This window comes from Streptomyces longisporus, assembly GCF_039532765.1.
Lineage (GTDB): Bacteria > Actinomycetota > Actinomycetes > Streptomycetales > Streptomycetaceae > Streptomyces > Streptomyces longisporus.
In genome coordinates this window covers 1-12613 of record NZ_BAAASG010000006.1, presented here as the reverse complement: position 1 = coordinate 12613, position 12613 = coordinate 1, and the positions used below count along the sequence as shown (strand labels likewise).

14 protein-coding genes are annotated in these 12613 nt (G+C 71.2%); 6 read left to right on the top strand and 8 right to left on the bottom strand.

The genetic code is table 11. The features are described from left to right. Nucleotides 1-31: 31 nt before the first annotated feature. Nucleotides 32-1021, bottom strand: coding sequence for an ArsR/SmtB family transcription factor (locus ABD355_RS09895; RefSeq protein ID WP_344399792.1), 990 nt, complete (start codon nucleotides 1019-1021; stop codon nucleotides 32-34). Nucleotides 1022-1141: 120 nt separating this feature from the next. Here ABD355_RS09895 and ABD355_RS09890 point away from each other — a divergent pair, with 120 nt between their 5' ends. Next, nucleotides 1142-2341 carry an MFS transporter gene (locus ABD355_RS09890; protein ID WP_344399790.1) on the top strand — a complete coding sequence of 400 codons (1200 nt, stop codon included), beginning with the start codon at nucleotides 1142-1144 and terminating at the stop codon, nucleotides 2339-2341. A 62-nt stretch (nucleotides 2342-2403) separates the two neighbouring features. Then, nucleotides 2404-3339: a hydroxymethylbilane synthase gene (hemC, locus tag ABD355_RS09885; RefSeq protein WP_344399789.1), complete on the top strand. Its 936-nt coding sequence runs from the start codon at nucleotides 2404-2406 to the stop codon at nucleotides 3337-3339. 24 nt (nucleotides 3340-3363) lie between these two features. Here the strand turns inward: hemC and ABD355_RS09880 are convergent, their stop codons facing one another. From ABD355_RS09880 to ABD355_RS09865, 4 genes are all read right to left on the bottom strand, one after another. Then, complete coding sequence (locus ABD355_RS09880; protein ID WP_344400098.1) at nucleotides 3364-3888, bottom strand: hypothetical protein; 525 nt, start codon at nucleotides 3886-3888, stop codon at nucleotides 3364-3366. Nucleotides 3889-4082: 194 nt separating this feature from the next. Then, on the bottom strand, nucleotides 4083-4943 hold the full coding sequence (locus tag ABD355_RS09875) for an ABC transporter permease (RefSeq protein ID WP_344399786.1): 861 nt from the start codon (nucleotides 4941-4943) through the stop codon (nucleotides 4083-4085). Next, complete coding sequence (locus tag ABD355_RS09870; protein ID WP_344399784.1) at nucleotides 4903-5763, bottom strand: ATP-binding cassette domain-containing protein; 861 nt, start codon at nucleotides 5761-5763, stop codon at nucleotides 4903-4905. The genes ABD355_RS09875 and ABD355_RS09870 overlap by 41 nt, the downstream gene beginning before the upstream one ends. Continuing rightward, nucleotides 5760-6212 carry a MarR family winged helix-turn-helix transcriptional regulator gene (locus tag ABD355_RS09865; protein ID WP_344399783.1) on the bottom strand — a complete coding sequence of 151 codons (453 nt, stop codon included), beginning with the start codon at nucleotides 6210-6212 and terminating at the stop codon, nucleotides 5760-5762. The genes ABD355_RS09870 and ABD355_RS09865 overlap by 4 nt, the downstream gene beginning before the upstream one ends. Nucleotides 6213-6453: 241 nt before the next feature. Between ABD355_RS09865 and ABD355_RS09860 the strand changes: the two genes are divergently transcribed. Further along, nucleotides 6454-7248 (top strand): SigB/SigF/SigG family RNA polymerase sigma factor, encoded by a 795-nt coding sequence (locus ABD355_RS09860; RefSeq protein WP_344399782.1) that lies wholly within the window; start codon nucleotides 6454-6456, stop codon nucleotides 7246-7248. 36 nt (nucleotides 7249-7284) lie between these two features. On the opposite strand, the gene ABD355_RS09855 is transcribed toward ABD355_RS09860, so the two are convergent. Then, a complete protein-coding gene (locus tag ABD355_RS09855) occupies nucleotides 7285-7620 on the bottom strand; it encodes an ANTAR domain-containing protein (protein ID WP_344399781.1) in 336 nt (111 codons plus the stop codon). A 165-nt stretch (nucleotides 7621-7785) separates the two neighbouring features. On the opposite strand from ABD355_RS09855, the gene ABD355_RS09850 reads away from it, so the two are divergent. Further along, nucleotides 7786-8589: a VOC family protein gene (locus tag ABD355_RS09850; protein WP_344399780.1), complete on the top strand. Its 804-nt coding sequence runs from the start codon at nucleotides 7786-7788 to the stop codon at nucleotides 8587-8589. A 63-nt stretch (nucleotides 8590-8652) separates the two neighbouring features. On the opposite strand, the gene glgX is transcribed toward ABD355_RS09850, so the two are convergent. Further along, nucleotides 8653-10857, bottom strand: a complete 2205-nt coding sequence (gene glgX / locus ABD355_RS09845; protein WP_344399779.1) for a glycogen debranching protein GlgX — start codon at nucleotides 10855-10857, stop codon at nucleotides 8653-8655. Then, a complete protein-coding gene (locus ABD355_RS09840) occupies nucleotides 10854-11366 on the bottom strand; it encodes a pep a2 (RefSeq protein WP_344399778.1) in 513 nt (170 codons plus the stop codon). The genes glgX and ABD355_RS09840 overlap by 4 nt, the downstream gene beginning before the upstream one ends. 315 nt (nucleotides 11367-11681) lie before the next feature. Here ABD355_RS09840 and ABD355_RS09835 point away from each other — a divergent pair, with 315 nt between their 5' ends. After that, nucleotides 11682-11981 carry a DUF5133 domain-containing protein gene (locus ABD355_RS09835; RefSeq protein ID WP_344399777.1) on the top strand — a complete coding sequence of 100 codons (300 nt, stop codon included), beginning with the start codon at nucleotides 11682-11684 and terminating at the stop codon, nucleotides 11979-11981. 89 nt (nucleotides 11982-12070) lie between these two features. Beyond that, nucleotides 12071-12613: maltotransferase domain-containing protein (locus ABD355_RS09830; protein ID WP_344399776.1), on the top strand; the 543-nt coding region annotated here is incomplete at its 3' end.

Here is a 12613-nt window from a genome sequence, read left to right as displayed (position 1 = left end):
TCCCACTGCGGCCGAACCCGGCAGGATCGCCCTACGCCCCTGCCGCCAGACGGTCCCCCAGGGCCGTCCGCTCGTACAGCACGTAGTAGCCCTGACGCCGGGCATCGAGCAGTCCCGCCGTGTGCAGGGCCGCCAGGTGGGACGACACGCTGGAGGGAGCCAGGCCGTGTCGCGCGGCGAGCTCCGTCGTGGAGGCGGGAACCCTCAAGTCGGCCAGCAGCGCGGCGCGGCGGTGACCGAGCAGGCGGGCGAGGGCGGCGGGCGGATGCGGGGCCGGGGTGACGTGCAGGCGGCCCATGCCGCGGGCCGGGTAGATGACCGTGGGCTGCCAGGGCCGGGCGAAGCCGCTCACCACGTCCGGCCAGACGAACACGCTGGGCATCAGGAGGATGCCGCGTCCGTCGGGGCGTTGGGCGTCCGCGTGGTCGCCGTACATGTGCAGGGTGAGCCTCTGGCCGGCCCAGCCGATTCCGGGGTGCAGGCCGGCGAGCAGCGCGTCGAGGCCGCCGTCCGCCGCCTGCCGTGAGCGATGGGCGATGTCGGCCGCCAGGACGGCACGGTGGCGCGGCCAGTCAGGAGCGATCAGGGCGTGCCAGGCGAGTTCGGTGAGGTCGGCCAGGCGGTGCACGGCCCGGGCCGGGTCGTCGAGTGCGGCGCGGCCCTGCGGTGACTCGGCGAGGCCCGGTGTGCCGGCGAGCGAGCGCACCATCTCCGCGCGGGCGAGTGCCGGGTCGGTGGCCCGCATCCGGGCCAGTTCGTCGTCGATGGAGGGATACGGCTCCTCGGGAGGCGCACCCAGGAAGTCCGGGGTGTAGCCGCCGGCGCGGGGCACGAACAGCCACAGGGGCGACAGGTCGAGCCCGGCGAGCGTACGGCGAAGACGGCGCAGCCAGGCGCGGTGGTAGCCGTGCCGGGCGGGTCGGCGCAGCATGCGCAGGGCCTCGTGGGTCTGGCACATCGGCGAGATGGCGAACCGGCAGCGGGTCAGATCGTCGGCGCCCAGGTGCAGGGTCAGCGGCAAGGCGGCCTCCGTGAGCGGTTCCCGGCGGATCCGATTCGGTCCGGATCGAAACAGTAGAAGCTGCACGGCGCCTGCGGCACGCTTGCCCGGCTGTTTCCCGACACCCCGGAGGACACCTGAATGGGCGGCGTACGTCCCGCGGCGCGGCGCAGGGCCGCCGTCGTCGCGGCACTGATGCTGGCGGCGTTCACCTTCAACACCGCCGAGAACCTTCCCGTGGGGCTGCTGTCGCTCATGGCGGCCGATCTGCGGGTGCCGCTCGGCCAGGTGGGCACGCTGGTCACCGGATACGGCCTGACGGTGGCCGTGGTGTCGCTGCCGGCCGCGCGCATCACCCGCTCGGTGCCGCGCCGGTACCTGCTCACCGGGCTCCTGGGGCTGCTGTGCGCGGCCAGCTGGGTGTCGGCGCTGGGGAGTGTCTCCTACGGGCTGCTGCTGGCGGCGCGGGTGGTCACCGCGCTGGCGCAGGCATCGTTCTGGGTGGTGATGGGGCCGGTCGCGGTCGGTCTGTTCCCGCCGGAACGTCGTGGCCGCGTCATGGGGTTGCTGTCGGTCGGCGGTTCGCTGGCCACGGTGCTCGGCGTGCCGGCCGGGACCTGGCTGGGCGGACACGGCGGCTGGCGGGCGCCGTTCGTCGTGCTCGGTGCGCTCGCGCTCGTGTCACTCGTCGTCATCGCCGCCCTGCTGCCGGCCTCCCGCCCCCAGGAGAGTCATGCGGCGTACGGTGCCGATCCGGACCGGCGCCGGTTTCTCGTCGTCGTCGCGACCACCGCCCTGTCGGTGACCGGGGTGTTCGCGGGCTTCACCTATGTCGTCGCCTTCCTGGACGAGGTCGGCGGCTTCGGCAAGGACGCGGTGGGCGGCGTGCTGTTCGCGTTCGGGGCGGCCGCCCTGGCCGGTGTCGCGCTCACCGGGCCGCTCCTCGACCGTTTCCCGCGCGCCACGCTCACCGTGCCGGTGGCGACCCAGGCGGCGGCGCTGCTCGGCCTGTGTGCGGCCGGGAGCAGTCAAGTGGCGGCGGTCGCGCTGTTCATGCTGCTCGGCGCATCGGTCGCGCCCGTTTTCATGGCGACGCAGAGCCAGGTGCTGCGGGTGGCGCCGGGCCGTACCGAGTCGGCGCTGGCGGTCAACTCGGCCGCGTTCAACGTGGGCGTGGCCGCCGGGTCCCTGCTGGGGGGCGCTCTCCTGCCCGTCGTCGGAGTGCGCGGGGCCTTTCTGGCCGGCGGGCTGCTCAGCGCGGGAGCGCTCGCGCTGCTCGTCCGGCCGGGTCCCCGCGCGTCGTCGGCGAGTGTGCGCACGCCCGTCGTCCCTGCCGAGTGATACGGATCCCCAATGGGGCGGTAGTGGTCAAAGACCCGTTGGTGACGGTCTATCGTGGCCGCATGTCCGTCCCCGAAATGATCCGCATCGTCTCCCGTGACTCGCCCATGGCGCTGGCCCAAGTGGAGCGTGTGCGCGCCGAGTTGGCGGTCCTGCATCCCGGCGTACGCACCGAGGTCGTGCCGGTGAAGACGACCGGTGACAAGTGGATGGGCGTCCTGTCCCAGGTGGAGGGCAAGGGGGCGTTCACCAAGGAGGTGGATGCCGCGCTGCTGGCGGGCGAGGCCGATCTCGCCGTGCACTGCCTCAAGGACGTGCCCGCCGACCGGCCGCTGCCGGCCGGCACGACGTTCGCCGCGTTCCTGAAGCGGGACGACATCCGTGACGCCCTGGTGCACCCGGACGGCCTCACCCTGGACGAGCTGCCGGCCGGCACCCGCATCGGCACCTCCGCGGTGCGCCGGGTGGCGCAGCTGTCCGCCACCCACCCCCACCTGGAGTGCGTGCCGTTCCGCGGCAACGCCAACCGCCGGCTGGCGAAACTGGCGGCCGGCGAGGCGGACGCGCTGCTGCTGGCCGCGGCCGGTCTCGAACGCATCGGGCGCCAGGACGTGATCAGCGAGGTGCTGTCGCCGGACACGGTGATGCCGTCCATCGGCGCGGGCATCCTCGCCCTGCAATGCCGTGAGGGCGACCGCGAACTGATCGACGCGGTCAGCGGGCTCGGCGACCCGCACACACACCAGGAGGCCACCGCTGAGCGGATGTTCCTGCACGTCCTGCAGGGCCACTGCAACAGCCCGATCGCCGGGTACGCGCGCGTGGAGGCGAGTGGCGAACTGTCGCTGCGGGCCTGTGTGTTCACCCCGGACGGCAAGACCCGCCTGAATGCCCACGAATGGGCCGGACGGCTGGACCCGGCCACCTTGGGCACGTCGGTGGCCGTGGCGCTGCTGCGTCAGGGTGCCCGCGAGATCATCGACGGCATCCCGCACTGAGCGTGCTCCGGGGCGGGGCCGGGGTCAGGCGGTTCCCTCTTCGGCCTGGTCGCGGAGGAAGTTGCTGACCTGGTGCGCCAGCCCGCCGTCCCGGGTTCCGCAGGTGTGGGCGCCGACGGGCTCCTCGTGCAGGCCGATGCCGCCCGTCCACAGCCGGCGGTCGGTCCACTCCTCCTCGACCCGCAGCTGGATCTGCACGTCGACCTGGCTCAGGCAGGCGTCCGGGCCGGCCGCGTACAGCACGGCGGTGGCCCGGCGCAGCGGGTAGACGTCGAAGCCCTCGATGAACTGCGAGTTGCGCCAGTCGATGAACGCGGCCTCCCCGTCGGGGCCCAGGCGCACGTCGATCTGGCCGTCCTCGAGGTGGATGCCGAAGGAGCGGCTGCCGCGGTTCTCGACGGTGACCCGGAGGCTGAAGTACGTCAGCCCGGCCGCTGCGTCGTCGCGGCCGCGTGGGGGCTCGGCGGCTTCCAGACGGTGGACGCGGACACGCAGGCCGGCATGCTCGTCGTACTCCTGCCAGTCCCCGACCACGTTCGGCTCGTACACAATCCACCTCATCGACCTCAGAGAGCTGCTTCCTATCTGTGCGCTCAGGGCACTGTCAAATGAGCAGAATGCGCTGTGGCCAGCGCATTCACCCCCTTTGATCACTGATCAAGCCGTGCGCAGGAACAACGGTCGGAACACGCCCCACGGACGTGTACATGTGCGTGGGGCACATCACGTTCCGCGGGCCGTCGTCAGCGGGCCAGCCGGCCGAGGAGCGAGGAGGCCGCGGTGATGCCGAGTGCGCCGGCCACGAGCAGCACCGCGAAGTCGAGGGCCACATGCGCGTGGGTGCCGAGGAGGAGGCCGCGCAGGGCGTCCACCTGGTAGCTCAGCGGGTTGACCTTGCTGACGGCCTGGAGCCAGCCGGGCATGACGGACACGGGGTACAGGGCGTTGGAGCCGAAGAACAGCGGCATCGTGATGGCCTGCCCGAAGCCCATGAGGCGGTCGCGGTTGAGGACGATGCCGGCGATGCTCATCGACAGGCAGGAGAAGAACGCGGATCCGAGGACCACGATCGCGGCGACCCCGAGCAGCTTCAGCGGGTTCCAGGTCAGCGCCACTCCGAGCACCGCGGCGATGAGGATGACGACGACGGCCTGGATCAGGGACTTCACTCCGGCCGCGAACGCCTTGCCGGTGATCAGGGCCGAGCGGGGGGTCGGCGTGACCAGCAGCTTGTTCAGGATGCCGGCGTCGCGCTCCCAGATGATCTGGATGCCGTAGAAGATGGCGATGAACATCGCGGACTGGGCGATGATGCCGGGCGCCAGGTAGTCCACGTAGGGGATGCCGCCGGTGGGGATCGCCTTGATGCGGGTGAAGGTCTGGCCGAAGATCAGCAGCCACAGGGCGGGCTGCACGGCGCGGGTGTACAGCTCGGTGCGGTCGTGGCGCAGCTTCTGCAGTTCGACGGCGCACATCGCGAACACGCGGGCGGGCAGCAGCCGCCAGCCCGCGCGGGGCCGGGGCGGCCGCAGCAACAGGTCGATGCCGGGTGCGCGGTCGGGGTCAGCCGACGCGGTGCGCGGTGCGGCGGGTGCTTCGGACATCGCGGAAACCTCCTGCCTGGTCGTCGAGTCCACTGCCCGCGACGTCACGGAAGACGTCCTCCAGGGTGGGCAGCGGGTCGGTGGCCGCCGCGCCCGCGGCGCGCCGGCGCTGCCCGAGCCCTTCCCTGAGCTCCTCCGGGGTGCCGAGGGCCCGGATGCGGCCGCGGTGCATCAGGGCGACCCGGTCGCAGTACTGGTCGGCCTCGTCCATGTAGTGGGTGGTCACCAGCACGGTCATGCCGGTGGCGGCGCGCACGGCGTTGATGTGGTCCCACACTCCGGTGCGGGCTATCGGGTCGAGGCCGATGGTCGGCTCGTCGAGGATCAGCAGCCGGGGGGCGCTGACCAGCGCCTGCGCGAGTTCGAGGCGGCGGACCATGCCGCCGGAGTAGGTGCCGGCCAGTCGGTCGGCGGCATCTGCGAGACCGACGGCGGCCAGGGCCTGGCCCACCCGTTCGGCGCGTTCGGCGCGGGACACGTCGAAGACACGGGCGAACAGGGCCACGTTCTCGCGGCCGGTGAGTCCGGCGTCGGCGGACAGCTGCTGCGGCACGTAGCCCAGCAGGCGCCGTACGGCCATCCGGTCCTTGGCCGCGTCGTGGCCGAACACGCGGACCATTCCGGCGGGGACCGGCAGCAGGGTGGTGATGCAGCGGATGGCGGTCGTCTTTCCGGCTCCGTTGGGTCCGAGCAGGCCGAAGACCTCGCCCTCGGCCACCGACAGTTCGAGTCCGTCGACCGCGTTCGTCTCGCCGAAGGCGTAGGCGAGTCCGCTGCAGGTGACGGCCTCGGCCTGCCCGGTGTCGGCGTTCCGCGTCATGTCTTCTCGGCCTCCTCGTGCAGGGTGTCGGCCAGCCTGCACAGGGCGGGGATCGCCGTGTGCAGTGCCTCGCGGTCCGTGTCGTCGAGACGGGACAGCCCGCCGCGTACGAGTTCGGCGCGCCGTTTGCGCCATTCGGCGAGCCGGGCCTCGGCCGCGGGCGTCGGCATCAGCCGGGCGGCGCGCCGGTCGGCGGGGTCGGTCTCGCGGACCAGATAGCCCTGCCGGGACAGCTGGTTGACCAGCGTCGAGACGGAATTGCCCGCCAGGTACAGCTCCTTGGCGGCGTCCGATATGCCGATGCCGGGCCGGGTGACGACCAGGCGCAGCAGCTCGACCTCGGCGCCGCGCAGCTGCGGGGCGATCTGCGGGCGCAGGCGGCGCCGGACGAGCCGCTGGACGCCGAGGAGGGCGTCGATCAGCTCGTCCGGGAAGGTTTCCGGTTCCACATCACGAAGATTATCTCTTTAGCAGAGGTAATGAACCCAAGGGGAGCGGTCAAGCCGACAACAGTCCGTCCGTAATGTCCGCATTTGTTTGTGATGCACAGATTACGGGCATCAGTATGTAGTGCTTCGGACAGGAGGCACGTCCGTGGGAGCCGGTCGGGCCCCGGATGTCTCCGCAGGTCCGAGCCGCATCTCCCATGGCGCCCGTCCCCCCATGCACCGCCTCAGGGAGGTGCGCACCATGCGTGTCGCCAGCGCCAGCACGAAACCCCATCCGCACGACGATGCCCCCGACACCGCCGAGGCCTTCGCCCGGCTCGCACGGCTGTCCGAAGGGCCGCAACGCAGGCAGCTGCGGGACCAACTGGTCCAGGCCTGGCTGCCCATGGCCGAGCGGATCGCCGTCCGCTTCAAGGGGCGCGGAGAATCCCTGGAGGACCTTTACCAGGTGGCGGCCCTCGGACTGGTCAAGGCCGTCGACCACTACGACCCCGCCCGCGGTCACGCCTTCGAGGCGTATGCGGTGCCGACCATCACCGGTGAGATCAAGCGGCACTTCCGCGACCACATGTGGACGCTCCATGTGCCGCGCCGGGTCCAGGACCTGCGCAACAGAGTGCGGCAGGCCGCGAAGGAACTGTCCCAGACGACCCCGGGGCGCAGACCGACCGTCACCGAGATCGCCCGGCACGCCCACCTGAGCGAGGGCGAGGTGCGCACCGGGATGGAGGCGCTGGAGTGCTTCACCGCGCTGTCGCTGGACGCCGAGATGCCAGGCACCGACGGATACGCCCTGACGGACGCGATCGGCGGCCCCGACCCGGCCTACGACGTCGTCGTCGACCGCGTGGCGGTCAGGCCCTGTCTGCAGGCGCTCCCCGAGCGCGAGCGCACCATCCTGTATCTCCGTTTCTTCGGGGGCATGACGCAAAGCCGCATCGCCCAGCAGCTCGGCATCTCGCAGATGCATGTCTCCCGGCTGCTCAGCGGCTGCTTCGACCAGCTCCGCGAGGAGCTCCTCGCGGAGACCAGCTGAGCGCCCTGCCGTTCGGCCGCACGCGACCCCGTCGCCTCACCGCTCCGGTGGGGCCTCGGGGATCTGCGTGGGGCCGTAGCGGTCCAGGGCGTCCTCGAGTTCGGCCTTGATCTCTGGGGGCAGGTCCCCGTTGCGCCCCCAGATGAGAATGAGCTCGGCGACATTGCGGAGCTTGATGTTCGTGTGCTGGGAGACGTCCTTCAGCACAGCCCATCCCTGTTCCGGCGTCACCCGGCCCAGCGCGACCATCATCCCGATCGCCTGGTCCACGACGGCGTGCGAGACGATGGCTTCCTTCAGCTGATCGACTTCTTCCTGCAGCGCGAAGATGCGATCCGTCTCGTCGGCAGGCTCATGCGGTACCTGTGCCACTCGTCCATAGTGGCACTCACCCGGCCCGCCGCCACCGGCGACAGCCACCCGGGCACCCGTTTCGCCACCACTCACGGGGTACTCGGCAGGCGCATCGTGCGGTTCCGGTTGGACACTGGTACCAGACCGGTGGCCGCCGATCGACGAGACCAGGACGCAACTGCCATGAACCACGACTCCTCACGCCCGCGCGGCGTGACGCGCATCGTCACCTCGGCCTCCGTGTTCGGAGCGCCGTGCTGGGTGAGCCTGACCAGCCGTGACGTCGACGCCACCGAGGACTTCTACGGGGCCGTGCTGGGCTGGGAGTGGCGCTCCGCCAAGCTCGGGGACCGCTTCCGGATGGCCATGGTGGACGGCACGCCCGTCGCCGGGATCGCCGCCGTCGCCGACATGTGGCAGATGGCGGTGGCGTGGACGCCGTACTTCGCCGTGCCCAGTGCGGACGAGGCCGCGGCGCGCGCTCAGGAGCGGGGCGGGACGGCCGCGGTCGGCCCGATCTCGTTCCCACCCGGGCGGGCGGCCCTGCTCGCCGACCGGGACGGGGCGACCTTCGGGATCTGGGAGGGGGTCCTGATCGCCGACTGGGAGAAGTGGCGGCACGCGGCCCCGGCATTCATCAGACTCCACACTCGCGACGCCTTCGACGCCGCGATCTTCTACGGCGAGGTCCTTGACTGGGCCTCGGAGCGGCCCGGCTGCTGCGAGGTCCAGTACGAGGGCGGCGAGGTGGTGCTGCGCAGCCAGGGCGACATCGTGGCGCGCATCGAGTCCGGGGCGCTGGGGGCGGCGCCGGACCCCACCATCCGGCCCCATTGGCAGATCCACTTCGCGGTCGAGGACGTGGCGGCCTGTGTACGGGCCGCCGAGGTGCACGGCGGCAGCGTCCTGTCGAAGGGCAGCGACGAGGCCGTGCTGCGCGACGCCGACGGCGCGCAGTTCACGGTCACCTCGCGCCGCGAGCGCTGAGGGGACGCTCCCCGGGTCCGCCGGGCGACTACAGAAGTGCCACGTGGTCTCGTGGGTCGTCTTCTAGCGCCGTCGTGGCTTGTCGCGCCCCGCGGCGGAGCCATGTTCCGACACAGCCCCGCGCCGCTTCGGGGCACAGGGTGGTCTCGACAGGAGCACCAGGCTGCGGCGCTCGACCAGGAGCCCGGTGTTCGCCTTGAACTCCGACTCGTCCGGCGGCCCGTGCGGCTCGGCGGTGTCGATCACGGTCGTCCAGCGTTCGCCGTACATGACGTCGGGCAGCCGGAACTCCACCGGTTCCCAGTAGCTGTTCAGCAGGAGCAGGAACGAGTCGTCCACGACGGGACGGCCGCACGGGTCCGGTTCGGCGATGGCGTCACCGTTGAGGAACACGGCGACCGAGTGCGCGTCGGAGCGCTGCCAGTCCTCCTCCGTCATCTCCTGCGCGTCCGGCGCCAGCCACACCAGGTCCGGCAGCGGCTGACGCGCATGGGTCGTGGTCTCGCCACGGAAGAACCGGCGGCGACGCAGCACCGGGTGGGCGGCCCGCAGTGCGATGACATACCGGGTGAACTCGGCGAGCTCCCGCTGCTCCTCGGTCAGCTCCCAGTCGACCCAGGAGACCTCGTTGTCCTGGCAGTAGGCGTTGTTGTTGCCCCGTTGGGTGCGGCCGAGCTCGTCGCCGTGACAGAGCATCGGGATGCCCTGCGAGAGCAGCAGGGTGGCCAGGAAGTTGCGCTGCTGGCGGGCGCGCAGCTCCAGCACGCCCGGATCGTCGGTGTCGCCCTCGACGCCGCAGTTCCAGGACCGGTTGACGCTCTCGCCGTCCCGGTTGCCCTCCCCGTTGGCCTCGTTGTGCTTGTCGTTGTACGAGACCAGGTCGCGCAGGGTGAATCCGTCGTGCGCGGTGACGAAGTTGACGCTGGCCCGGGGGCGGCGCCGGCTGTGCGCGTACAGGTCCGCGGAACCGGTCAGCCGGGAGGCGAACTCGCCGAGCGTGTGCTCGCCACCGCGCCAGAAGTCCCGCACGGCGTCGCGGTACTTGCCGTTCCACTCCGACCACAGCGGCGGGAAGTTGCCCACCTGGTAGCCGCCCTCCCCCACGTCCCACGGCTCCGCGATCAGCTTGACGCGGCTGATCACCGGGTCCTGCTGGATCAGGTCGAAGAACGCCGACAGCCGGTCCACCTCGTGGAACTGCCGGGCCAGTGTGGCCGCGAGGTCGAAGCGGAAACCGTCGACATGCATGTCGGTGACCCAGTACCGCAGCGAGTCCATGATCAGCTGCAGTACGTAGGGGTGGCGCATCAGCAGGCTGTTGCCGGTGCCGGTGGTGTCGTAGTAATGGCCCCAGTCGCCGTCCACCAGACGGTAGTACGAGGCGTTGTCGATGCCGCGGAAGGAGAGCGTGGGGCCCTTCTCGTTGCCCTCGGCGGTGTGGTTGTAGACGACGTCGAGGATGACTTCGAGGCCGGCCGCGTGCAGCGCCTTCACCATCGACTTGAACTCGGTGACCTGTCCGCCGCGGGTGCCGTGGGCGGCGTAGGCGTTGTGCGGGGCGAAGAACCCGATCGTGTTGTAGCCCCAGTAGTTGGACAGACCGCGGCCCTGCAGCACCCCGTCCTGGACGTACTGGTGCACCGGCATCAGCTCCACCGCGGTCACGCCCAGCTTCGTCAGGTGCTCGACGACCGCGGGGTGCGCGAGTCCGGCGTAGGTGCCGCGGAGTTCGGGCGGGACGTCCGGGTGGGTGCGGGTCAGGCCCCGTACATGGGCCTCGTAGATCACGCTGTCGGCGTACGGCTGCCGCGGCGGCCGGTCGTCACCCCAGTCGAAGGCCGAGTCGGTGACCACACCGAGCATGGTGTGCCCGGCGCTGTCCGACCGGGACCGGCCGTGCGGGGCGCGCTCGAAGAGGGAGGGGTGGTTGTCCACCTGCCCGTCGACCGCCCTGGTGTACGGGTCGAGGAGGAGTTTCGCCGGGTTGCAGCGGTGGCCCAGCTGCGGATGCCATGGGCCGTGCACCCGGTAGCCGTAGCGCTGGCCCGGCCCGATGTCCGGCAGGTAGCAGTGCCAGACGAAGCCGTCGACCTCGGTCACCGGGACGCGGCGCTCACCGGCGTCGTCGACGAGGACGAGTTCGACGCGTTGGGCCACCTCGCTGAAGAGCGCGAAGTTGGTGCCGTTCCCGTCGTAGGAGGCACCCAATGGGTAGGGGTGCCCGCTCCAGACGGGCACCCCTGGCTTGCGGCGGCGCTTCGCCGTCACCGGGCATCCTCCAGGATGCCGTCCGGCTCGCGCACCTGCCCGGCGAGAGCCAGGGCCGGCATCTCGCGGGGCACCTGGAGCACCTCGCGCAGACTCGGCGCGGGCGCCAGGGGCACCAGGGGCACGCGTTCGCCGGCCCTGGCCCGCTGCGAGAACCAGATGACCTTGCTGCCGGTGTCCGTGGCGCAGCAGCCCCAGCCGTCGCTCATCGCGGCGATCCGCTGCAGACAGGTCCGCAGGTCCTGGTCGGGACGCAGGTCGCAGTCGTTCTCCCCCACGGCGGTGATCAGATGCTGTCCGTTCCACCACATCTCGACCGACGTGTTCTTGTCCGTGGCGTGCTCGTCGATGGCCTTCAGCAGCAGCTCGGCGCCGCTGGTGACGGGCTCGACCAGTGTCTCGAGGTCCCAGAGCCGGAGATGCGCGGCCAGGATGCGCCGTACCTGTCCGACCCGTTCGGGGCTGACTTCCACATCGAGGTGGTAGTAGCAGGGCACTGCGGTCTTCATCTTCGTTGGCTCCTCACCCGCGAAGCTCCCGCTCCTTCTCGCCCCTGTGGGACGAGCCCCGAACGCGAAGCGTGAGCGTTGATCGCTTCTGAGTCACCTCAAGGGTGGGCGAACTAGACCATTCGTGCAACACGAGCGCACCCGGGGCGAAGGACGCCCGCCAGACATGGTTGAAGATCCAACAAGACGCTGAGTCGCCACCCGTGCACCATGTGTGAAGACCTCGATACCCGTAACGGATCCGTGCGTGCCCACGCGCGGCCGCCCGACGGTCGGGAGACGTGCGATCGAGCCCCGGAGAAAGTGAAGAGCGTCATGCTGCTACCGGCCAAAGCCGAAGTGGCCCGGCAACTGCGGCGGTACCGGGCCTGGGAACGCGTCATGCTCGCGTCCCCCGCCGACCGCGCGGTGCGCGCCACCTTCGAGGACTCGGGCTACACCCTGTGCGTGCTGATGGGCAAGCGCTGCGCCCGCGAGGCCGCGGACGCCGCCGAGCGCTATCTGGGGTCCACCCTGGGCGCCTATCTCCGGGAGCAGAACGAGCGGCCCCGAACGGGTGCGGCCGAGCGGCGCGGGCCCCCGCAGGCACAACAGCATCTCGCCGCAGGGAGGTAGATCCCCCCTGCGGCTCAACGCATATGTCGCAGTTTGTATCCCTCGACCGGGCCGAAGGCCCGGTCTCCAGCACGGCGGAGGTGAGACCCATGAGTTCGATTCCGGCCATCGGCCGCATCCCGGTGCGGGACGTCCACCCGGCGGTGGAGTGCGGAAGGCGCCCGGCCAAGGCGGTCGTCGGGGAGACGTTCGAGGTCACCGCGACCGTGTTCCGAGAAGGTCATGACGCGGTCGCCGCCAATGTCGTCCTGACGGATCCGGAGGGCCAGCACGGCCCGTGGACGCCGATGCGGGAACTGGCCCCCGGCTCCGACCGCTGGGGCGCCGAGGTCACACCCACCTGCGAAGGTCACTGGACGTATCGGGTGGAGGCCTGGAGCGATCCGGTGGCCACCTGGCGGCGCACCGCCCGCATCAAGATCCCGGCGGGCATCGACACCGGGCTGGTGCTGGAGGAGGGCGGCGACCTGCACGAGAAGCTGGCCGCCGGTGTGCCCGAGGGTCCGGGGCGTGCCGCGGTGCTGGCGGCGGCGGAGACCTTGCGCGACGACTCGCTGCCGGTCGCCACCCGTCTGGCGGCGGCGTTGACGCCGGAGGTGGACGCGGTGCTGGCCCGCCATCCGCTGCGGGAG

Coding starts and splice junctions, on each gene's coding strand:
- ABD355_RS09890 (WP_344399790.1), top strand. CDS start 1,142: ATGGGCGGCGTACGTCCCGCGGCGCGGCGCAGGGCCGCCGTCGTCGCG.
- hemC (WP_344399789.1), top strand. CDS start 2,404: ATGTCCGTCCCCGAAATGATCCGCATCGTCTCCCGTGACTCGCCCATG.
- ABD355_RS09875 (WP_344399786.1), bottom strand. CDS start 4,943: ATGTCCGAAGCACCCGCCGCACCGCGCACCGCGTCGGCTGACCCCGAC.
- ABD355_RS09870 (WP_344399784.1), bottom strand. CDS start 5,763: ATGACGCGGAACGCCGACACCGGGCAGGCCGAGGCCGTCACCTGCAGC.
- ABD355_RS09860 (WP_344399782.1), top strand. CDS start 6,454: ATGCGTGTCGCCAGCGCCAGCACGAAACCCCATCCGCACGACGATGCC.
- ABD355_RS09850 (WP_344399780.1), top strand. CDS start 7,786: ATGAACCACGACTCCTCACGCCCGCGCGGCGTGACGCGCATCGTCACC.
- ABD355_RS09840 (WP_344399778.1), bottom strand. CDS start 11,366: ATGAAGACCGCAGTGCCCTGCTACTACCACCTCGATGTGGAAGTCAGC.
- ABD355_RS09835 (WP_344399777.1), top strand. CDS start 11,682: ATGCTGCTACCGGCCAAAGCCGAAGTGGCCCGGCAACTGCGGCGGTAC.